Annotated in this window: 23 protein-coding genes and 1 tRNA gene; 8 read left to right on the forward strand and 16 right to left on the reverse strand. The window is 64.6% G+C overall.

From position 1 onward, the window contains the following. Nucleotides 1–14: 14 nt before the first annotated feature. Together WN72_RS23635 and efp are read right to left on the reverse strand one after the other, a co-directional pair. Nucleotides 15–1,616: a peptidase M23 gene (locus WN72_RS23635; RefSeq protein WP_092216283.1), complete on the reverse strand. Its 1,602-nt coding sequence runs from the start codon at nucleotides 1,614–1,616 to the stop codon at nucleotides 15–17. Nucleotides 1,617–1,661: 45 nt separating this feature from the next. Then, nucleotides 1,662–2,228, reverse strand: a complete 567-nt coding sequence (gene efp / locus WN72_RS23640; protein WP_027557928.1) for an elongation factor P — start codon at nucleotides 2,226–2,228, stop codon at nucleotides 1,662–1,664. 162 nt (nucleotides 2,229–2,390) lie between these two features. On the opposite strand from efp, the gene epmA reads away from it, so the two are divergent. The 3 genes from epmA to WN72_RS23655 are packed head-to-tail and all read left to right on the forward strand — an operon-like array spanning nucleotide 2,391 to nucleotide 4,847. After that, nucleotides 2,391–3,455 carry an EF-P lysine aminoacylase EpmA gene (gene epmA, locus WN72_RS23645; protein WP_027557929.1) on the forward strand — a complete coding sequence of 355 codons (1,065 nt, stop codon included), beginning with the start codon at nucleotides 2,391–2,393 and terminating at the stop codon, nucleotides 3,453–3,455. After that, a complete protein-coding gene (locus WN72_RS23650) occupies nucleotides 3,452–4,546 on the forward strand; it encodes a lysine-2,3-aminomutase-like protein (RefSeq protein ID WP_027557930.1) in 1,095 nt (364 codons plus the stop codon). Before epmA ends, WN72_RS23650 begins: the two co-directional genes overlap by 4 nt. A gap of 46 nt (nucleotides 4,547–4,592) precedes the next feature. Next, nucleotides 4,593–4,847 (forward strand): hypothetical protein, encoded by a 255-nt coding sequence (locus WN72_RS23655; RefSeq protein WP_027557931.1) that lies wholly within the window; start codon nucleotides 4,593–4,595, stop codon nucleotides 4,845–4,847. Nucleotides 4,848–4,899: 52 nt separating this feature from the next. On the opposite strand, the gene WN72_RS23660 is transcribed toward WN72_RS23655, so the two are convergent. The 10 genes from WN72_RS23660 to WN72_RS23700 form a co-directional block, all read right to left on the reverse strand. Further along, nucleotides 4,900–5,985: a 3-deoxy-7-phosphoheptulonate synthase gene (locus WN72_RS23660; protein ID WP_092216284.1), complete on the reverse strand. Its 1,086-nt coding sequence runs from the start codon at nucleotides 5,983–5,985 to the stop codon at nucleotides 4,900–4,902. 234 nt (nucleotides 5,986–6,219) lie between these two features. Further along, nucleotides 6,220–6,798 (reverse strand): HdeD family acid-resistance protein, encoded by a 579-nt coding sequence (locus WN72_RS23665; RefSeq protein WP_092216285.1) that lies wholly within the window; start codon nucleotides 6,796–6,798, stop codon nucleotides 6,220–6,222. 69 nt (nucleotides 6,799–6,867) lie between these two features. Further along, nucleotides 6,868–7,908 (reverse strand): PrsW family glutamic-type intramembrane protease, encoded by a 1,041-nt coding sequence (locus WN72_RS23670; protein ID WP_027557934.1) that lies wholly within the window; start codon nucleotides 7,906–7,908, stop codon nucleotides 6,868–6,870. A 230-nt stretch (nucleotides 7,909–8,138) separates the two neighbouring features. After that, a complete protein-coding gene (locus tag WN72_RS23675; protein WP_167380816.1) occupies nucleotides 8,139–8,294 on the reverse strand; it encodes a hypothetical protein in 156 nt (51 codons plus the stop codon). Between the two features lie 89 nt (nucleotides 8,295–8,383). Next, nucleotides 8,384–8,623: a hypothetical protein gene (locus WN72_RS23680; protein ID WP_092216286.1), complete on the reverse strand. Its 240-nt coding sequence runs from the start codon at nucleotides 8,621–8,623 to the stop codon at nucleotides 8,384–8,386. Nucleotides 8,624–8,735: 112 nt separating this feature from the next. Continuing rightward, nucleotides 8,736–9,362, reverse strand: a complete 627-nt coding sequence (locus tag WN72_RS23685; protein ID WP_092216287.1) for a pilus assembly protein PilZ — start codon at nucleotides 9,360–9,362, stop codon at nucleotides 8,736–8,738. A gap of 152 nt (nucleotides 9,363–9,514) precedes the next feature. After that, nucleotides 9,515–10,177, reverse strand: coding sequence for a hypothetical protein (locus WN72_RS23690; protein ID WP_092216372.1), 663 nt, complete (start codon nucleotides 10,175–10,177; stop codon nucleotides 9,515–9,517). 141 nt (nucleotides 10,178–10,318) lie between these two features. Further along, a complete protein-coding gene (locus WN72_RS46995; RefSeq protein WP_244553759.1) occupies nucleotides 10,319–10,729 on the reverse strand; it encodes an FkbM family methyltransferase in 411 nt (136 codons plus the stop codon). Beyond that, on the reverse strand, nucleotides 10,636–11,112 hold the full coding sequence (locus WN72_RS47000; protein WP_244553754.1) for an FkbM family methyltransferase: 477 nt from the start codon (nucleotides 11,110–11,112) through the stop codon (nucleotides 10,636–10,638). Before WN72_RS47000 ends, WN72_RS46995 begins: the two co-directional genes overlap by 94 nt. A 107-nt stretch (nucleotides 11,113–11,219) precedes the next feature. Next, nucleotides 11,220–11,294 (reverse strand) — tRNA-Glu (locus WN72_RS23700). Nucleotides 11,295–11,517: 223 nt separating this feature from the next. Here WN72_RS23700 and WN72_RS23705 point away from each other — a divergent pair. The 3 genes from WN72_RS23705 to WN72_RS23715 are packed head-to-tail and all read left to right on the forward strand — an operon-like array spanning nucleotide 11,518 to nucleotide 12,238. Beyond that, the gene (locus WN72_RS23705) at nucleotides 11,518–11,772 is read left to right on the forward strand and encodes a PilZ domain-containing protein (protein ID WP_092216288.1); all 255 of its coding nucleotides are present in this window, start codon (nucleotides 11,518–11,520) and stop codon (nucleotides 11,770–11,772) included. Nucleotides 11,773–11,819: 47 nt separating this feature from the next. Beyond that, nucleotides 11,820–12,065, forward strand: a complete 246-nt coding sequence (locus WN72_RS23710) for a hypothetical protein (protein ID WP_027557939.1) — start codon at nucleotides 11,820–11,822, stop codon at nucleotides 12,063–12,065. A 5-nt stretch (nucleotides 12,066–12,070) separates the two neighbouring features. After that, a complete protein-coding gene (locus WN72_RS23715) occupies nucleotides 12,071–12,238 on the forward strand; it encodes a hypothetical protein (protein ID WP_035729766.1) in 168 nt (55 codons plus the stop codon). A 128-nt stretch (nucleotides 12,239–12,366) separates the two neighbouring features. On the opposite strand, the gene WN72_RS23720 is transcribed toward WN72_RS23715, so the two are convergent. From WN72_RS23720 to WN72_RS23735, 4 genes are all read right to left on the reverse strand, one after another. Further along, entirely contained in the window at nucleotides 12,367–13,005 is a 639-nt protein-coding gene (locus tag WN72_RS23720) for a glutathione S-transferase family protein (protein WP_027557940.1), read from the reverse strand. 292 nt (nucleotides 13,006–13,297) lie between these two features. After that, nucleotides 13,298–13,750, reverse strand: a complete 453-nt coding sequence (locus WN72_RS23725) for a VOC family protein (protein ID WP_027557941.1) — start codon at nucleotides 13,748–13,750, stop codon at nucleotides 13,298–13,300. A 96-nt stretch (nucleotides 13,751–13,846) separates the two neighbouring features. Continuing rightward, nucleotides 13,847–14,077, reverse strand: coding sequence for a hypothetical protein (locus WN72_RS23730; protein ID WP_036055544.1), 231 nt, complete (start codon nucleotides 14,075–14,077; stop codon nucleotides 13,847–13,849). Between the two features lie 62 nt (nucleotides 14,078–14,139). Beyond that, nucleotides 14,140–14,358 carry a hypothetical protein gene (locus tag WN72_RS23735; protein WP_027557943.1) on the reverse strand — a complete coding sequence of 73 codons (219 nt, stop codon included), beginning with the start codon at nucleotides 14,356–14,358 and terminating at the stop codon, nucleotides 14,140–14,142. A gap of 200 nt (nucleotides 14,359–14,558) precedes the next feature. Between WN72_RS23735 and WN72_RS23740 the strand changes: the two genes are divergently transcribed. Together WN72_RS23740 and WN72_RS23745 are read left to right on the forward strand one after the other, a co-directional pair. Next, a complete protein-coding gene (locus tag WN72_RS23740; RefSeq protein WP_092216289.1) occupies nucleotides 14,559–14,789 on the forward strand; it encodes a hypothetical protein in 231 nt (76 codons plus the stop codon). Between the two features lie 282 nt (nucleotides 14,790–15,071). After that, the gene (locus WN72_RS23745; RefSeq protein WP_143130601.1) at nucleotides 15,072–15,845 is read left to right on the forward strand and encodes a hypothetical protein; all 774 of its coding nucleotides are present in this window, start codon (nucleotides 15,072–15,074) and stop codon (nucleotides 15,843–15,845) included. The last annotated feature ends 133 nt before the right edge of the window (nucleotides 15,846–15,978 follow it).

The following is a 15,978-nucleotide window of genomic DNA, read 5'->3' on the forward strand; positions in this document are numbered from 1 at the left end:
AAGGGCTCGGCCGCTCAATTCTCCTCGCCGCTCGAGCCCTCGCGCAAATCAGGCTTGACCACGTCCTCCGGCAGCGCATGGGCCACGGGCTGCGGCGTACCCGCGATCTCCGGGCCGACCTCGCGGCCGCGGGCGTGGATCAGGCGTTCATACGCTGAGACCAGCGTGACGTAGGGGCTGACCCAGATCCAGCCGTCGCGGGTGAATAGCTGCACGTCGAAATGCAAATGCATCGAGGTGCCGGCGGGATGGTCGAGATAGTTCGAGACCACACCGATCTTCTCGCCTTCCGTGACCGTGCGGCCATTGAGAACGCCGTCGGCGGTCAGCACCTGCGGGTTCATGTGCATGTAGCGGAAGCGGATGTGCTCAGTGCGGCTGTTGACCTCGAGCGTTACCGCCTGATCCTTGGCGCCGCGGATCACGATGGCGTCGCGCACCGCGACGACGCCGCGCTGTTTGGGATCGCAGGGCGCGCGGCCTTCGCCGGGAGGCGGGCAGTCGGCCGCGCGGATGTCCTCGCCCTGGTGGCCGTAACCGCCGGCGCATTGCCAGACCTCGAAACTGCGGGACTCGCAGAAATTGTCACGCCAGGGATAACCGATCGGACCTTCGTTCCTGTCGCGCTTGGCGTAGGATTGCGAGCGCACGAAGGCGGGCGCCTTCTCCAGCGGAAAACGGATCTGGGCATAGGCCATCACGTCGGGATGGCCACCCCTGTTGCGATAGCCTGTGTTCGGGATGATGTCGCCGCTCGGCCGATAGCTGAAGTCCGCCGAACGCTCCGAGGGACGATCAATGATGCCTGAGGCCATGTCCGTCAGCGGCCGCATGCGCTGGCCGCCGGCGATCCGCAGCGCCTTCAGGAAACGCTCGGCGACCGGATAGGCTTCCTTGCAGGCCAGCCGCCGCGGCTTGGCGACGCTGTCCAGGCACTGGATCGACACCACATAGGCGACGCCGAAGCGCGTGAAGGCGTAACGCACGTAACCTTCCCGGATGAACCTGCGCAGGTCCGGATAGGTTGCTGCGAGCGGCTTGACCGGCTCGCCCTTGCCGCCTGAGGGATCGGCGATGTCGTAGATTAGGGCCGAGCCCGTGATCTGCACCTCGACGGGCCTTGCAAACACGCGGCTGGGCATGCCGTCGCCGGCGCCGGGCTCAAGCGAGAACGTCGCGCTGTAACCGGCGGGGCCGGCATCGAACAGGTCGACGGAATTGAAATCGGCCTGGAAGCGCGACAGCGACAGGCTCGCAGGCGCGCCGCTCCGCTGCGTCTCGAGATAAGCCGCTGTATCGAACGGCAGCAGCACTGGCACGGAGCTGCGGGCGATGCCGGTGAAGAACTGCGAGGAGACCGCGTTGAGCTGCACCAGCGCCGGCATCGCGCGCGGGTCATAGCGCGGCACCGAGCGGCGAGGTGCGAAGATGAAGTCGCCCGCGATCTGGGGGCGACTGTTGATCTCGGTGCGGAGCTGGTCGAGCGTTGCGCGCCAGTCGACGCGCAGGGCCGTGAGCGAGGGGCTCCGGAATTCGTCCGCCGCCAGCGGAGAGGCGATGGGGAGCGAAAGCGGCGCCAGAAGAAGCGAGACGAAGCGGAAGCTCTTCCTACCCACTGCCTCGCCCCCCGGCGGTACCCATTCCGATCCCCGGCCCGTCGCTTAGTCCTTGGCGCGCTCGGAGTAGGAGCCGTCTTCGGTCATCACCACGATGCGGGTGCCGACCGAGATGTGCGGCGGCACGGTGGTGCGGACGCCGTTGGACAGCACCGCGGGCTTGTAGGAGGACGAAGCGGTCTGGCCCTTGGTCACGGGCTCGGTCTCGACCACTTCCAGCGTCACGCGCTGCGGCAGCGCGAGCGAGACCACGTTGACGTCGTGGGTCGACAGCTTGACGGTCATATCCGGCTGAAGATACGCGGCCGCGTCGCCGACGACGTCCTTGGAAACCTGGACCTGATCGTAGGTCTCGGGGTTCATGAAGTGGAAGCCGTCGCCATCTTCATAGAGGAACGTGTAGTTGCGCTCTTCGATGGTGGCCTTTTCGACCTGGTCGGTGGTCTTGTACCGTTCGGAGATCTTTACCCCGTCCGAGATTCGGCGCATTTCGATCTGGCTGACCGGGGTGCCCTTGCCGGGATGGATGTTCTCGGCGCTGACGACGACATAAAGCTTGCCGTCTTGCTCGATCACGTTGCCCTTGCGAATAGAACTGGCGATGACTCTCAAAGCTGTATTTCCTGCTTGCTTGGCCCGGCATCGGCCAGGACGTGGTCAAATCGATGGGGGACTTGGGGCCTCAAATCGGACCTCGGCGCCCGTTTCGGGCCGCAACATACTGATTTTGCCGTTCGATGCCAGCCTTTTGCTGGCGGCCAAGGTGGCCGGCTGATGGCTGGGGACAAGCCGATCTCGCCGTTTTGGTCGCCCGAGCGGCACCTCGACCGACGGCCCTTCCTCCAGGCACGGGGCGCCATTACCGGAGCAATACGGGGCTTTTTCGCCGAGCAGGGCTTCGTCGAGGTCGAAACCTCCGTCCTCCAGGTCTCGCCGGGCAATGAGACCCATCTGCATGCCCCCCGGACCGAGATCATGCGCCCCGACGGCAGCCGGGCCAGCCGGTATTTGCGGACCTCGCCGGAATTTGCCTGCAAGAAGCTCCTGGCGGCCGGGGAGCCCCGAATCTTCGAGCTCGCCCGGGTATTCCGCGACCGGGAGCGCGGCGACCTCCATTTGCCCGAATTCACCATGCTGGAATGGTACCGGGCCAGTGCCCCCTATGACGCCATCATGGCCGACACCGTTGTCGTTATCGACCGCGCGGCCCAGGCCACCGGGATCGGGACCTTCTCGTTCCGGGGGCGGACCGCCGATCCGTTTTCCGAGCCTGAGTTGCTGACGGTTGCGGCCGCTTTCGAGCGTTTCGCCGGCATCGACCTGCTGTCGACAATCTCGGGCGCAGAGGGTAACCGTGCCACGCTCGCCCAGGCGGCGGCCGGCAAGGTCCGCATAGCCGAGGACGACACCTGGTCGGACATCTTCAGCAAGGTCCTGGTCGAGCACGTCGAGCCGCATCTGGGGCAGGGGCGTTTGACCATCCTGTTCGAATACCCATCTCCAGAAGCGGCGCTGGCGCGGGTGAAAGCGGAAGATCCGAGGGTCGCGGAGCGGTTCGAGGTCTATGCCTGCGGCGTCGAGCTCGCCAACGGTTTTGGCGAGCTGACCGATGCCGAGGAGCAGCGCAAGCGCTTCACGGAATCGATGGCGGAGAAGCAGCGCCGCTACGGCGAGGCCTATCCGCTGGATGAGGATTTTCTGGCTGCGGTTGCCGCAATGCCGGAGGCGAGCGGCGTCGCGCTCGGCTTCGACCGGCTGGTGATGCTGGCGAGCGGCGCAACACGGATTGATCAGGTGGTGTGGACGCCGCCTGCAGAAGAAGCGTTAAGCGAGAGATGACGAAGACCAGTCTTGCACGTACCTTGCGCGAGCCGGCCGAGCTCGTGGCCGAGGGCCTCGCGCCCGCAGCCGCGCTGCCAGCGCTCGAGCGCGTTGCCGCGCGCTATGCGGTCGCAATCACGCCGGCGTTGGTCGAGTTGATCGACCCGGCCGATCCCGACGATCCCATTGCGCGGCAGTTCGTGCCGACCGCCGCAGAGCTCGAAGTGCAGCCGGGCGAGAACGCCGATCCGATCGGCGATCACCCGCACTCGCCGGTTCCCGGCATCGTGCATCGCTATCCCGATCGCGTGCTGTTCAAGCTCGTCCATGTCTGCGCGGTCTATTGTCGCTTCTGTTTCCGCCGCGAGATGGTCGGGCCCGGCAAGGAGAACGCGCTGTCGGACAGCGCCTATCGCGCGGCAATCGATTACATCCGCGCGCATAACGATATCTGGGAAGTGATCCTGACCGGCGGCGACCCCTTGATGCTGTCGCCGCGCCGGATGAGTGAGATCATGGCGGATCTTGCCGCCATCGATCACGTCAAGATCATCCGCCTCCACACCCGCGTGCCGGTGGCTGATCCCGCACGCATCAGCGAGGAGATGGTCGCAGCGCTGAAGGTTCCGGGGGCGATCACCTGGGTCGCGCTCCATGCCAATCATGCGCGCGAGCTCACGGAAGACGCCCGTGCCGCCTGCGCGCGGCTCGTCGACGCCGGCATTCCCATGGTCAGCCAGTCCGTGCTCTTGCGCGGCGTCAACGACAACGTGGCCGCTTTGTCGGATTTGATGCGAGCTTTCGTCGAATGCCGGATCAAGCCCTACTACCTGCATCACGGCGATCTCGCGCCGGGCACCGTGCATTTGCGAACGACGCTGGCAGAGGGGCAGGCTTTGATGCGGCAGTTGCGCGGACGGGTGTCGGGACTGTGTCAGCCCGACTATGTCATCGATATTCCCGGCGGCGCGGGTAAGTCTCCGGTCGGACCGAATTACGTGTTGGCGGCACAAAATACCGCACCCGACGCGGGTGATGCGGGAGCCGAAACGCGCTATCGTATCGTGGACTATTGTGGCGACGTTCATCTCTATCCGCCCGAAACCTGAGCAGGTGAGATGCGAGCCGCGCGGGACTTTAGGATTGGAGGCGGAAATGAGAAAGATCGTCGTGGCAATGTCGCTCCTGGTGGCGTTCGGCAGCGCAGGCTTTGCGCAGACCGGGAGCAAGGGTACCGGGACGTCGGGACAATCGGCAGGATCCGGCGTACTGCCCGCGCCGGTCGGTCACAGGCAGCCGCGCGCGAGCGACGTGCCGAGCGAGAAGAATCTGAGCGATCCGAACAATCCCGTGAACAAGGAAGACGCAGCGCTCGACAAGAAGATCAAGAGCATCTGCCGCGGCTGCTGAGCCGTTGCAGGCGGGGCGCGACAGCTCGCCCCGCCCGCATTTGCTTTGGCCCTTACGCCGTCCGTTCGTGCAGGCCCGCGCGCTGGGTGTTGCGGCGGATCTCGACCGCGTCGGCGAGCTGCTCGAGCACGGTTGCCGTGGTCTCCCAGTCGATGCAGCCATCGGTGATGCTCTGGCCGTAGGTGAGCGGCTTGCCCGGCACCACGTCCTGACGGCCGGCGACGAGATTGCTCTCGATCATCACGCCCATGATGCGGTTTTCGCCGCCGGAAATCTGGCCGGCAATGTCGGCCATCACCAGCGGCTGGTTCTCCGGCTTCTTGCTCGAATTGGCGTGGCTCGCATCCACCATCACCAGCGGCGCGACGCCGGATTTCGCCAGTTCGTTGCAGGCGGCCGCGACGCTTGCGGCGTCATAGTTCGGCTTAGCTCCGCCGCGCAGGATGATGTGGCAGTCCTCGTTGCCTGCGGTCGAGGCGATCGCCGAGCGGCCGAGCTTCGTCACCGCCATGAAATGATGCGGATGCGAGGCCGACTTCACGGCGTCCGCCGCGATGCGCACATTGCCGTCGGTGCCGTTCTTGAAGCCGACCGGGCAGGATAGCCCCGAGGCCAGCTCGCGGTGGATCTGGCTCTCGGTGGTGCGCGCGCCGATCGCGGCCCAGGACACGAGGTCCGCGATGTATTGCGGCGTCGTCATGTCGAGGAATTCGGCGCCGGCGGGCAGGCCGAGATTGTTGACCGCCGACAGCACGTTGCGCGCCAGCCGCAGGCCCTTGTTGATGTCGAAGCTGCCGTCGAGGTCAGGGTCGTTGATCAGGCCCTTCCAGCCGACGGTGGTGCGCGGCTTCTCGAAATAGACCCGCATCACGATCTCGAGCTGGTCGGCGAGATCCTCGCGCAAGGCTGCAAGCCGCTCGGCATATTCGAGCGCGGCCTTGGGATCGTGGACGGAGCAGGGGCCGACCACGACCAGCAGGCGGTCGTCCTGGCCGGTGAGGATGGCATGGATGGCGTTGCGCGCCGCCATCACCACACGCGTTGCGGTGAGCGTGCGCGGGACTTCCCGCATCACCTCTTCCGGCGTGCTCAGCTCTTTCAGTTCGCGGATACGAAGATCGTCAGTCGTGCTCAGCACGGCAGGCTCCTGTCTGTTCTAGAACCTGCCGGCCAATAAAAAAGCCGCCAGGTCTGGCGGCTTGTTCGGACGTTTGCTTCAATATTCAGATTGAGCGCGATCCTCCTGCCGCCAGCGAGCTGTCGTAGCTAAAGTACCAAAAATAGCTGGTGGCGACGGTGATCATGTATCGGCATATAGCGCGCCACCGGCGGGTTGTCACCCCCCAAAACGGCGCTGGCGCAACGAGGCGTCTCAGGTGTTGCTCTTGCGTGCCGCCAGCGCCATGCCGATCAGGGTGGCGCCGCCGAACAGCAAATTGATACCGACAAGGATGCCGATGGCCCATTCCGCCGAGCTCGGCAGTCCCGTGATCACCATGAACGAGATCGCGATGTCGACGAGGCCGGAGATCAGCAGCCACGACCAGCGGCCGCCGGGTTCGCGGCGGTGCTCCAACGCGTACATGATGGTGGCGACGCCTTCGGCGAGGAAATAGGCGCCGAGCACGATGGTCAGCGTCAGCACCGCCTGCATCGGGCGCGCCAAGAGCAGCATGCCGGCGAGCACGGCGAGTGCGGCCGAGATCAGCGACCACCAGAAGCCCGGCGAGCTGCGCGCCCAATAGGTCACGATCAGCCCGCCGATGCCGCTGATCAGGAACATCCAGCCGAGGACAATCGCGATCGCAAGGCTCGCGAGCGGCGGGACGATCAGCGCGGCGATACCGAGGACGGCGAGCAGGATGCCTTCGAACAGGAAGGCCTTCCAATGCGCCTTCACCGTCCGGCTCATGGCGGATTGCAGCCGTGAAAGGTCTTCGGGCGATGTCATCGGCAGGCTCCAGACTGAAAGCTGTGCGCACAATCTAGGATGCGCACACCGTGCTTGCCATCCCGCGGCTTACCCGCCGCCGTGCGCTGACGAAAAGCCCTCGCCGCTGGTGCGGATGCGGTTGCGGCCGAGAATGTAGATCGCCGTTGTGACAACCAGAAGCGCAAGGCCGAGCAGGATCGAGACGAAGCCGATCGGGATCAGCGCCAGCGTCAGATTGCGCTCGGGGTTGATCAGCCAGTGGTGGATCGAGGTCAGCACGAAGGCGAGGCCAAGGAAGCCCACGCCGCCGCCGGCGAGCAGCAGCGCCCACATCCGCCGCAACTGGCTGAGCCGCTCCCGCGCGATGTCGGTTCGGGGCGCATGATGGCGTGCAACCCGGCGGACGAGGCGGATGGCAAAGGCGATCGAGCTGAAGCCGATCAGAAGGCTCGCGCCGCCCAGCCACATCCGCAAGGTGGGATCAAGGTCGGGCATGCGCTGGAGCGTGAGCAGCGGAAAGTCGAAAGCCGAATGCAGCGCCAGGGGCCCGGCGAAGATCAAGAGGCGGCTGGAGAGGCGGGCCCAGTCGCGATGATGGCGGTTCGCGCCCAGCGCCGTGCCGGCGCGGGCGATGGTGAGATAGGCGCCGGCGATGATGCCGAGCGCGCCGTGGAACGGCACGGTCAGGACACTGCGCAAGGCTGCGAGCGAGCGCCACATCTCGGCGTGCTGCACGAGGTAAGCGAGGTTCTCGTAGGCGGCGAAGCCGAGACCGACCGCGGCACCATAGACCACCGTGTCCATCGGATTGGCAAAGGTCCGCCGCTTGGTCGAGGATACCAGCACGATGGCGATGACCTTGACGGCCTCCTCGGGCAACGCCACGCCGAACACCGAATGCATGGCCAGCGCCGCCCAGGGATTGTCGGGCGCCGCGACCATCTTGGCGAAGGGCGCGCGGGCAACGCCGAGCAGCGAAATGCTGGCCGCGCCAAGCAGGAACGCGGTCCAGACCTGGGCCGGCGGTCCCGGCCGCTCCTCGGCGGCAATGACGAGCCATAGCATCAGCAGCGCCGGGGCAATGGCGGCCGTTCCGATGACGGTGGGTAACGCTTCAATCAGGTACATCGGCGCCGAAAATAGGTTCCCTTGATCCGCTTAGCTACGTCCACCGATGCGACCATGTGTCATGCGTTTGCTGTCGCCTCGCTTAACGACAGCTGCAACTTACGTTCATACGTGCCGCCGCGAGGGTTTAGAATGCAAGCGTAATCAATTGCATGACAGAGCCTGTTCGTCAGCTGCGGCAAGAGGTTGGTCCTCTTTCGGAGGACGGGCGGCCCGGCAGGCCGGCCCATTCACGCTTCGTCGCGCTTGCGGGAGGGCGACGCAATCCGGCGGGCCCGCACCTGCTCCAGCTCCCAGAAGGCGCGCACGAGGCACGTGCCGAGGCAGGAGACGATGAGCAGCAGCAGGAAGGCCTGGTCGACGGCGGGGATCTGGATCATGACCATAATAAAGCAACGCCCGTGCCACGCGTTCCCGCTGCCGTCCGCGTGCGCTTGCAGATGCGCTAATCCGCGGCGACCGACGTTCCCCGCGCTCAATGCGTGGTGAACGGCGGCGCCTCGGGCGCTATGTCGAAGGCGCCGAGATGGAATTCCTCGCCAACCGCCTCGGGCGGCCCGGACGGTTGCGCGAGCAGCGTGAACGCGGCCTGCGGATATTGCTGCCAGATCGCGAGATCGCCGGCGGTGATGGTGAGCCAGCCGAAGGTGTACATGTAGCGGCCCGGCTCGGTGACCCGGCCGACCCTGTCCCAGGTGATCTTGTTGACTGCCATCCGGTCCCCCGATCGCAAGTCCGCAAATGTCGTCCGCCCAAGGCGCAGACCTCCAAAAAGCTGATCCCGCATTGGGGCCGCTCTAGGGCAAGCCGTAGCCGTAAACCGGCGCTCAGGCCGATTGCTGCAAGGGCGAACGGACGATCAGCCGGACCAGGTCGTCCCGCTGCTGCTTCTCGGCGAACTTGACCGCAAAGCCGTGGTCGAATTTGCGGATCACGCGCCCGACGCAGGCGCCGACCGCCAGCGCGGTTCCGACCGGCGGGTCGTACTCGCAGGATATCGCAACGCCGGCCGTGGAGACGTCGATGATGAAGCAGGGGTGGATGCTGCCGTCGGCGAGCGTCAGGAAGGTGTGCGAGACCTGCGGGACGAAGCGCGCGTCATTCCGCAGTTCCTGAATGCTGGCGTCCTTCTGCTTCTTCTCCAGCCAGGTCAGCTTTTCCGACATCCAGGCGCGCCGCGCCCGCGGCATGTCGAGCTCCATCAGGAAGCCCGACTTCAGCGTCGCGCTGATCGTGCACTGGAATTCGCCGAAATCCTGGAAATAGGAGGTCACGCGCTCGCCGATCTTGCCGACGACCGGCACGTCCACGATCATGCGGAACGGCGAGACGCGCTTGGTGCGGCAGGCGAAGGTGCGGAGCTGCCCCTCGCAATCATACCAGCGCGACAGCGAGTAGCTGCCGCTCACGGCAACTTCCACTGCGCGCTGCCTGAGGAACTCTGCGACGGACATGAGCGATGATCGGGATTTGGGAGGGCTTCCGTAGATTCACGGTAGCAATCAGATTCTAAGCAAATGATACCGGCACTCGCGAGCAGGGGTAAATTTCCGGTAAATGCGCGGGGCCGCCGAGGCTGTGGGTGAATTCACAACCGCGTCATCGCTCAGGGCGATCCGAGCAGCACCAGCAGCGCGAGGACGGCGATGACGATCACGAATTTGATCGTTGCCCAGGTCAGGCTATCCGGCCAGCTTCCCCATCCGAACCATTGCGAGGCGCGCCGCATCGCGAACGCTCCACAGGCTTCGACCGTCGCGAGCGCAAGGGCGATGCCGGCGATGAACGACCATGACTCGGATGGTGGCATCCACGGCACGAGCCATGCCGGAGCCGAGCCCTTCAGGACGGCAAGCAATGCGAACCAACCGAACCAGGATGCCGAGCCCTTGATGATGTCAGGGCCGATCGTGTCCGGCTCGAGCCGAATGCCGAGCGTTCCGAGCAGGGCCTCGATGCGCTCGCCGTCGGTGAGGAACAGAAAGGCGCCGATATAGAGGGGAACGCGCGACATGAAGATGAGCGCGAGCAAGCCGGACAGGACGATATGGCCGAGGAGATCGTGGAGGAGGTCCTGACCGCTCTTGGCTGACCGTTCCGGCGCAGTGGCGGCCTGGCGCTGCGGCAGCGATCTGGCGCGGGCCATGTGCTCCAGCATCCTGGCGCGCCGCTCCGGCGCGTATGGCCTCGCGCGGTGCATCCAGCGTGGCACCGACTTTGTCGGGGCGGGGCCGGACTGGTCTTCCGGCGTGGTTTTGGGGAACTCCATGACCTGCATCGTCTCGCGGTTCCGGCATTGGTCGTTCGCGAGCCGTAGGCAGGTTCATGCGGTACGGGCCGAAATCACATTAGGTTATTGTTTGAGCATGATCTCTTCGGAAAACCGCTTCGCACTTTTCCGGATCATGCTTTAGCCGGCAGGCCGCGCGCGAGGCATGGAGGAGGCCGGGCAGCCCGCAACTGCCGACGCCGCCGCGGAGGTCCTGATCCGCTCGTATAGCGGCAGCGGGATGGTGGATCCGATCGCGCTCTCGGGGAAGAACAGGAAGTCGCGGTGTCCGCCGAGGCCGAATTTCGGGTGGGGGACCTGCCAGCCCATGGTGTACGGACGATAGTCGTTTCCCAGGAACATCGTGCCGAGATAGCCGAGCTCTTCGAAAAACGCGAACAGCTGGCCGGCGTCCGCCGACACGCTTTCGAACTGCACCACGGGGCGACAGCGCTCGATCAGCCGCCTTGCGCCGGTGAAGACGCTGAGCTCATGGCCTTCGACATCGCATTTGATGAAGCGCGGATTTGCCAGCGCGAGATCGTCGAGAATGGCGAGAGGGACCGCGACCGTCTCATTGCCTGATCTGTCGCGCGCCATGCACAAGGAGGCGCTGCGCGCTGGCGCGTCAGCTGCGCGGTGCCGCAGCTATCGGACAAGGCGGCTTCGATGGTCTCGACATTGGCAAGGCCAAAGCACTGCTTGCGCCGCTGGATATAGCGGATCATCTCGGGCTGAGGCTCGAACGCCAAGACCTTGCCGGACGGGCCGACGGCGCGCGCCAGCCAGAAGCTGTAGATGCCCTTGTTGGCGCCGATATCGATGACGGTCGCTCCCTTGAGGTCGAGGCGCATCAGGGTCTTCAGGGGAAGCTTCTCGGTGCGCCAGCGGTAGCGCAGGCACCGGACCAGGAAATGCACGTCTTCAAAATTCATTGCGCGCAGCCTCTGAAACGAGGCGAGGCTACGCTTCGCGATCGTCGCGCTCAAAGTGCTATTTTGGGATGCGATGCAGCAATCGGATGTCCCGGGCGGTGGCCCGGTGGCGCTCCCTAGCGGAATCGAACCGCTCTCTCCACCGTGAAAGGGTGGCGTCCTAACCGATAGACGAAGGGAGCAAAGTGCCCCGCCGCTTTTCGCGGCACGGCCGCTGGCCGCCCGAGTCAGGCCCGGCGGCGTGCAGCGGGCGAACGTATAGTGGCCTTTGAGCCTCCGGGCAAGCCGTTCGGGAACGGGATCTCGGGGGCGGTGGATAGCGCCGCCCCGGGATCATTCGGGACCGATTTCAACGGTTTCTTAAGGTTCCCTGAGATAGCGCTGGAATGGGAGATCTTAAAGCCGATGCCTCAGCCGAAGAAGCGCGCCGCCCGCAAGCTGCTGTCGCAGCATGCCTGGATCACGCTCGACGGTGGATTCGCCGCGCGGCACTGCCTGGTCCAGGACATCTCGGAGTCGGGCGCGAAGATCACGATGGACGACGATGCGAGCCAGCTGCCGGGCGTGATCCGAATGGCGTTCGCACGTGATGCGCGCACCGGGCGGAGCTGCCAGGTGGTCTGGCGCCGCGGCAAGTCGGCCGGCGTCCGGTTCCTCTGACCCCCGCCCGGATGGCGCGCGGCGCCGGTCCGGGCTAGAACGGTGCCATGCGCACGCCGCTCCTCGTCCTGATCTCGGCCCTAATCTCGTCCGCAGCCGCGGCGGAGGGCTTGCGCCTGCCGACCGCCGAGCCGCCGCAGGCTGGCAAGACCTTGCCTCTGAAGAGCAACGGCGGGACCGCGAAGGCGGGCTCGTGCGCCTCCTATGGCCGTGGCTTCCATATGGTCGAGGCGACCGGGACCTGCGTGAAGATCGGCGGCGCGGTCAGCGTCGAGACAACGGTCCGGCGGTAGCTCGCATGGTGCCGGATCTGCTGCGGCCCGAGATCATCTTCCCGTTCGTGATGTATTGCGCGCTCTTGTGGTGGGTCGGACGCGGCCTGAGCTGGCCGGCGAAGCTTGCCACCGCCGTGGTGACGCTGGCGCTGATCATCTGCGTGGTGCTGGTCGAGCGCGGCTGGCGCTAGGCGTCAAACAAAACCGGCGAAAACAACCCCACGCACAGTAGCCGTCAAGCCTCAGCGTGACTCCCTTCGGCACGCGCGGGAATGCCGATTCAGCGCGGCGCCAGCAGGCTTTGAGCTGCGCTGCCGCCTCACGACATCGGCGGTGCGACGAATTGTGCAAATCCGCTGCGCTTGCCGAGCTCGGCGAGCCAGCGGGTCAGGTGCGGCTGGGCCGGGCGGGTGATGCCCTCGACGCCGAGCCAGCGCCGCGCATAGCAGCCGATCGCGATATCGGCGATCGTGAACTGGTCGCCCTCCATGAAGCGGCGCGTGGCGAGGTGGCGGTCGGCGATCACCCAGACCTCGGCGGCGGCATCGGCATCCCGCTGCACCTGGATCATGTCCCGCTCGGCGGGCGGCGTGCGCACGATACCCCAGAACACCGGGCGATCGACCGGCTGCACGGTCGACAGCGTCCAGTCGAGCCAGCGGTCGACGCTGGCGCGGCTCTTCGGTGCCTCGGGGTAGAGAGGCGTGCCGCGCCCATGCGCGAGACAGAGATAGCGCAGGATCGAGTTGGACTCCCACAGCACGAAGTCACCCTCGACCAGCGTCGGGATCCGCGCATTGGGATTCATCGCGAGATAGTCGGCCTCGCGGGTCTTGCCGAACGCCATGCCGGCGTCGATGCGCTCGAAGGGCAGGCCGAGTTCGGCGAGGCCCCACAGCACCTTCTGCACGTTGACCGAATTGGCGCGGCCCCAGATCGTCAATTGTTGGTCGGGCATCAGGCTTCCTCCCGCGGCGTGGTCGATTTGCGCGGGTGATAGCGGAATTTCGGATCGCGGAGCACGGCGATTGCGGCGCGCCCCTCATGCAAAAAGCTCCGCCTGAGGCGGAGCTTTCGTTGGCAAAGTCTCATCGCGCTTTAATGGCCGAAGAACAGCCATAACAGAATGATCACCGGGATCGGCACGCCCAGCAGCCACAGCAGGATTCCTCGTCCCATCGCGTTCTCCTCCGATTGCTTTGTCGGAGGGACAATCCCGGGCGCGAGGGCTTGTTCCTGGGAGAGGCGCCTTACCAATGGCCGGTGTTGGGCATCGAGGCCCAGGGTTCCTGCGGCGGCTTCGGCTCGCCCTTCTGCAAGAGCTCGATCGAGTGTAGGTCGGGCGAGCGGACGAAGGCCATGTTGCCGTCGCGCGGTGGACGGTTGATGGTGACGCCGGCCTTCTGCAGCTTCTCGCAGGTCGCGTAGATATCATCGACCTCATAGGCGAGGTGGCCGAAGAAGCGGTCCTCGCCGTAAGTCTCCTCGTCCCAATTGTAGGTGAGCTCGACCAGCGGCGCGCCGCGCGTCTTGGGCTGGTTGTTCAGCGCGTCGAGATCGTCTGCCGAGCACAGGAACACCAGCGTGAAGCGGCCCTTGTCGTTCTCGATCCGCCGCACCTCCTTCAGCCCCAGCGCATCCTGGTAGAACTTCAGCGCGACATCGAGATTGCGCACGCGCAGCATGGTGTGGAGGTATCGCATGGTTGTTGCTCCCTGACGTTGGAGGGTTTTGCTTTGGGCCGGACCGGCGGGAGCATCAATTAGCAGCAAAATGCGACAAAGGGCAGGGGGCCGCTCTCAGGGCTTCGGCTTCCGCTCGGGCGCAACCGACGTCTCCCACGGCCGCCGCCCATCGCCGTTGCGGTCCCAGGCGCGTTTGGTCTGGTCGGCTTCCTCGTCGGCCTTGTCCTTTGCGCGCGCGGCCTTGATCTGGTCGCGAACGGACAGGTCGCTTTGCGGAGGAGCCGCGGTCTGCGCCGTGACGGCCGCCGACCAGACGACGAGTAGCATCGTGAGGGATATTTTCATCCCTGCCGTTAACACGTTCAGCCCACGCTGTCCGATTTAGTTTGGTGCGGTCCGTTGAAGGGCTAGCGCCGTCGCTGCGGCTGCCCGTTCCAATAGGGTTGAGCCGAGGCGGCCGGAGGCACGCCTTGCCCGATCGGATTGCTGAACGGATTGTTGCTGGGCTGCGTCGCCACGGCGCAGCAGTGCCCGCCCTGCGCAGGGCGGGGGCGTCGTTGCTGCTGCTGGGCGAAGGCGGAGGTCGCGTACAGCAGGAGAGAGATCGCGAGGATTGATCGAAGCATGGGAGTGCCTTTCCGATCAGGGGAAACGCCCGCACGGGCGTTGGTGTTCCCGAGCGGGTGGTCGATGGGGGGCTCGCCTCTTCTGTTTGTGATCGCGGGTGCACTCGATTGGCGCTTTCCGCGACGCGCAGTATGGCGGCGATGCTGCGAGTTTAGTGCACTGGACTGCAATTGCGCGGGTAGTGTGAGTGAGGGGCTACTTGAGCGAGAACATCCGCCTGCTATCATCCCATTTCGAACTCGAAGGGAGCGACAGAGTGGATCTCCTGCAGATCGTTTTCGGTGCAATTCTTTTGGCAGGATACTATCTGATCGAGATTGCCTATCGCGTCGTCTACTTCATCGTGCACTTTTGGATCGTGTCGGTATTTGCTGTCATCATGCACAGCTGCCTTGATCCGGAAGCGCCAATCGGCAGGCCGTCATTCTGACAAAACTTGAAAGGTTCAGCGGCGGGATTGCGGTGACGGCGCGTTCAACCGCAAACGACAGCGAGTTGAGTGCACTGTCACGGCAATCCGGTCCCGACCATGGCGCGCTCAATGGGGAAGCGCAGGGAGCGGCGATGGTGAAGCTGCTGGCGCCGCTGGTGCGCCGTAGGATGGGGGAAATTGATGACTAAATCGCCGAGGCGGTTAAACTTGAAGGGTCCGGGAGTATGCATCTTCTGCGGCCGGGTTGCAGGCACAAAGGATGGAAGCGTTACTGTCTCCATGAGCCGTCAACATCTTTGGCCGAAATGGATGCAGACGCCGTTTCCGAAAACAAATGACACCCACGTCCAATCTCGACTCAGGCACAATTTGCTTCCGGGCAAAGGGGTCGAGCTCCGCCCATATGAGAAGGTGCACCAGGGCGACATCAAGACCCGCCAGCTGCGTATTGTCTGCGAGTACCACTGCAACAATGGGTGGATCAGCCGCGCTGAAAATCAGACGAAGGAGTTTCTGATTCCGCTTATCAATGGCGAATTCTTCACGCTCACCGAGGAAGCGCAGCAAAAGTTCGCGCTATGGCTCGCAATTGCCTGCACTGTTTTTGAATATAGCGATGATTCCACCAGGGCCATCCCAGAAGCAGACAGGAAATACATACATGGTCTGCGGCAAGCTCCGCCGCAGTGGTCGATGTGGATCGGGAACTATCGGGGCACCGAATGGCAAACGCGGTATCGGCATCATGGCGCCCACGCTGTGACGAGGGAGCTATTCTCGACGGACTATCTCGCCGCTGGTCCTCATCCGCCCAATCACCAGGTCAGCTCGCTCCAGATCGGCGAATTGTTCATGCATGTCACAAGCTCGACGGTTGCGTCCATTTGGCAGTTTGATCATGCCAACGATCCGCCGGGGATGATGCGCCTCTGGCCCGTCAGAGGGCCAATCCAATGGCCGAATCTATTCACGCTCGACGACGCTGCGGTAAACTCTATCGCCGACCGCTTGATTGCCTCGGCTATGGACAATCTCAAAACAGTGGATTGGTGACAGCCAGGATCGCATTGAGGGGCGATGAGCTTGAATGACGCTGCTCAAACGGGATAATGCACCGCCTCGCATTTGGCCGCGAGCCGGCCGCGATAGAGCCATAGTCGTCCTCGCCGAAGAACGTGCGTGTCCG

This window comes from Bradyrhizobium arachidis, from assembly GCF_015291705.1.
Taxonomy (GTDB): domain Bacteria; phylum Pseudomonadota; class Alphaproteobacteria; order Rhizobiales; family Xanthobacteraceae; genus Bradyrhizobium; species Bradyrhizobium arachidis.

Coding starts and splice junctions, on each gene's coding strand:
- WN72_RS23725 (WP_027557941.1), bottom strand. CDS start 13,750: ATGCGATACCTCCACACCATGCTGCGCGTGCGCAATCTCGATGTCGCG.
- WN72_RS23665 (WP_092216285.1), bottom strand. CDS start 6,798: ATGACATCGCCCGAAGACCTTTCACGGCTGCAATCCGCCATGAGCCGG.
- WN72_RS23745 (WP_143130601.1), top strand. CDS start 15,072: ATGAGCCGTCAACATCTTTGGCCGAAATGGATGCAGACGCCGTTTCCG.
- epmA (WP_027557929.1), top strand. CDS start 2,391: ATGGCTGGGGACAAGCCGATCTCGCCGTTTTGGTCGCCCGAGCGGCAC.
- WN72_RS23705 (WP_092216288.1), top strand. CDS start 11,518: ATGCCTCAGCCGAAGAAGCGCGCCGCCCGCAAGCTGCTGTCGCAGCAT.
- WN72_RS23710 (WP_027557939.1), top strand. CDS start 11,820: ATGCGCACGCCGCTCCTCGTCCTGATCTCGGCCCTAATCTCGTCCGCA.
- WN72_RS23730 (WP_036055544.1), bottom strand. CDS start 14,077: ATGAAAATATCCCTCACGATGCTACTCGTCGTCTGGTCGGCGGCCGTC.
- WN72_RS47000 (WP_244553754.1), bottom strand. CDS start 11,112: ATGAATTTTGAAGACGTGCATTTCCTGGTCCGGTGCCTGCGCTACCGC.
- WN72_RS23675 (WP_167380816.1), bottom strand. CDS start 8,294: ATGGTCATGATCCAGATCCCCGCCGTCGACCAGGCCTTCCTGCTGCTG.
- WN72_RS23735 (WP_027557943.1), bottom strand. CDS start 14,358: ATGCTTCGATCAATCCTCGCGATCTCTCTCCTGCTGTACGCGACCTCC.
- WN72_RS23690 (WP_092216372.1), bottom strand. CDS start 10,177: ATGGAGTTCCCCAAAACCACGCCGGAAGACCAGTCCGGCCCCGCCCCG.
- WN72_RS23685 (WP_092216287.1), bottom strand. CDS start 9,362: ATGTCCGTCGCAGAGTTCCTCAGGCAGCGCGCAGTGGAAGTTGCCGTG.
- WN72_RS23650 (WP_027557930.1), top strand. CDS start 3,452: ATGACGAAGACCAGTCTTGCACGTACCTTGCGCGAGCCGGCCGAGCTC.
- WN72_RS23680 (WP_092216286.1), bottom strand. CDS start 8,623: ATGGCAGTCAACAAGATCACCTGGGACAGGGTCGGCCGGGTCACCGAG.
- WN72_RS23720 (WP_027557940.1), bottom strand. CDS start 13,005: ATGCCCGACCAACAATTGACGATCTGGGGCCGCGCCAATTCGGTCAAC.
- WN72_RS23715 (WP_035729766.1), top strand. CDS start 12,071: ATGGTGCCGGATCTGCTGCGGCCCGAGATCATCTTCCCGTTCGTGATG.
- WN72_RS23670 (WP_027557934.1), bottom strand. CDS start 7,908: ATGTACCTGATTGAAGCGTTACCCACCGTCATCGGAACGGCCGCCATT.
- WN72_RS23655 (WP_027557931.1), top strand. CDS start 4,593: ATGAGAAAGATCGTCGTGGCAATGTCGCTCCTGGTGGCGTTCGGCAGC.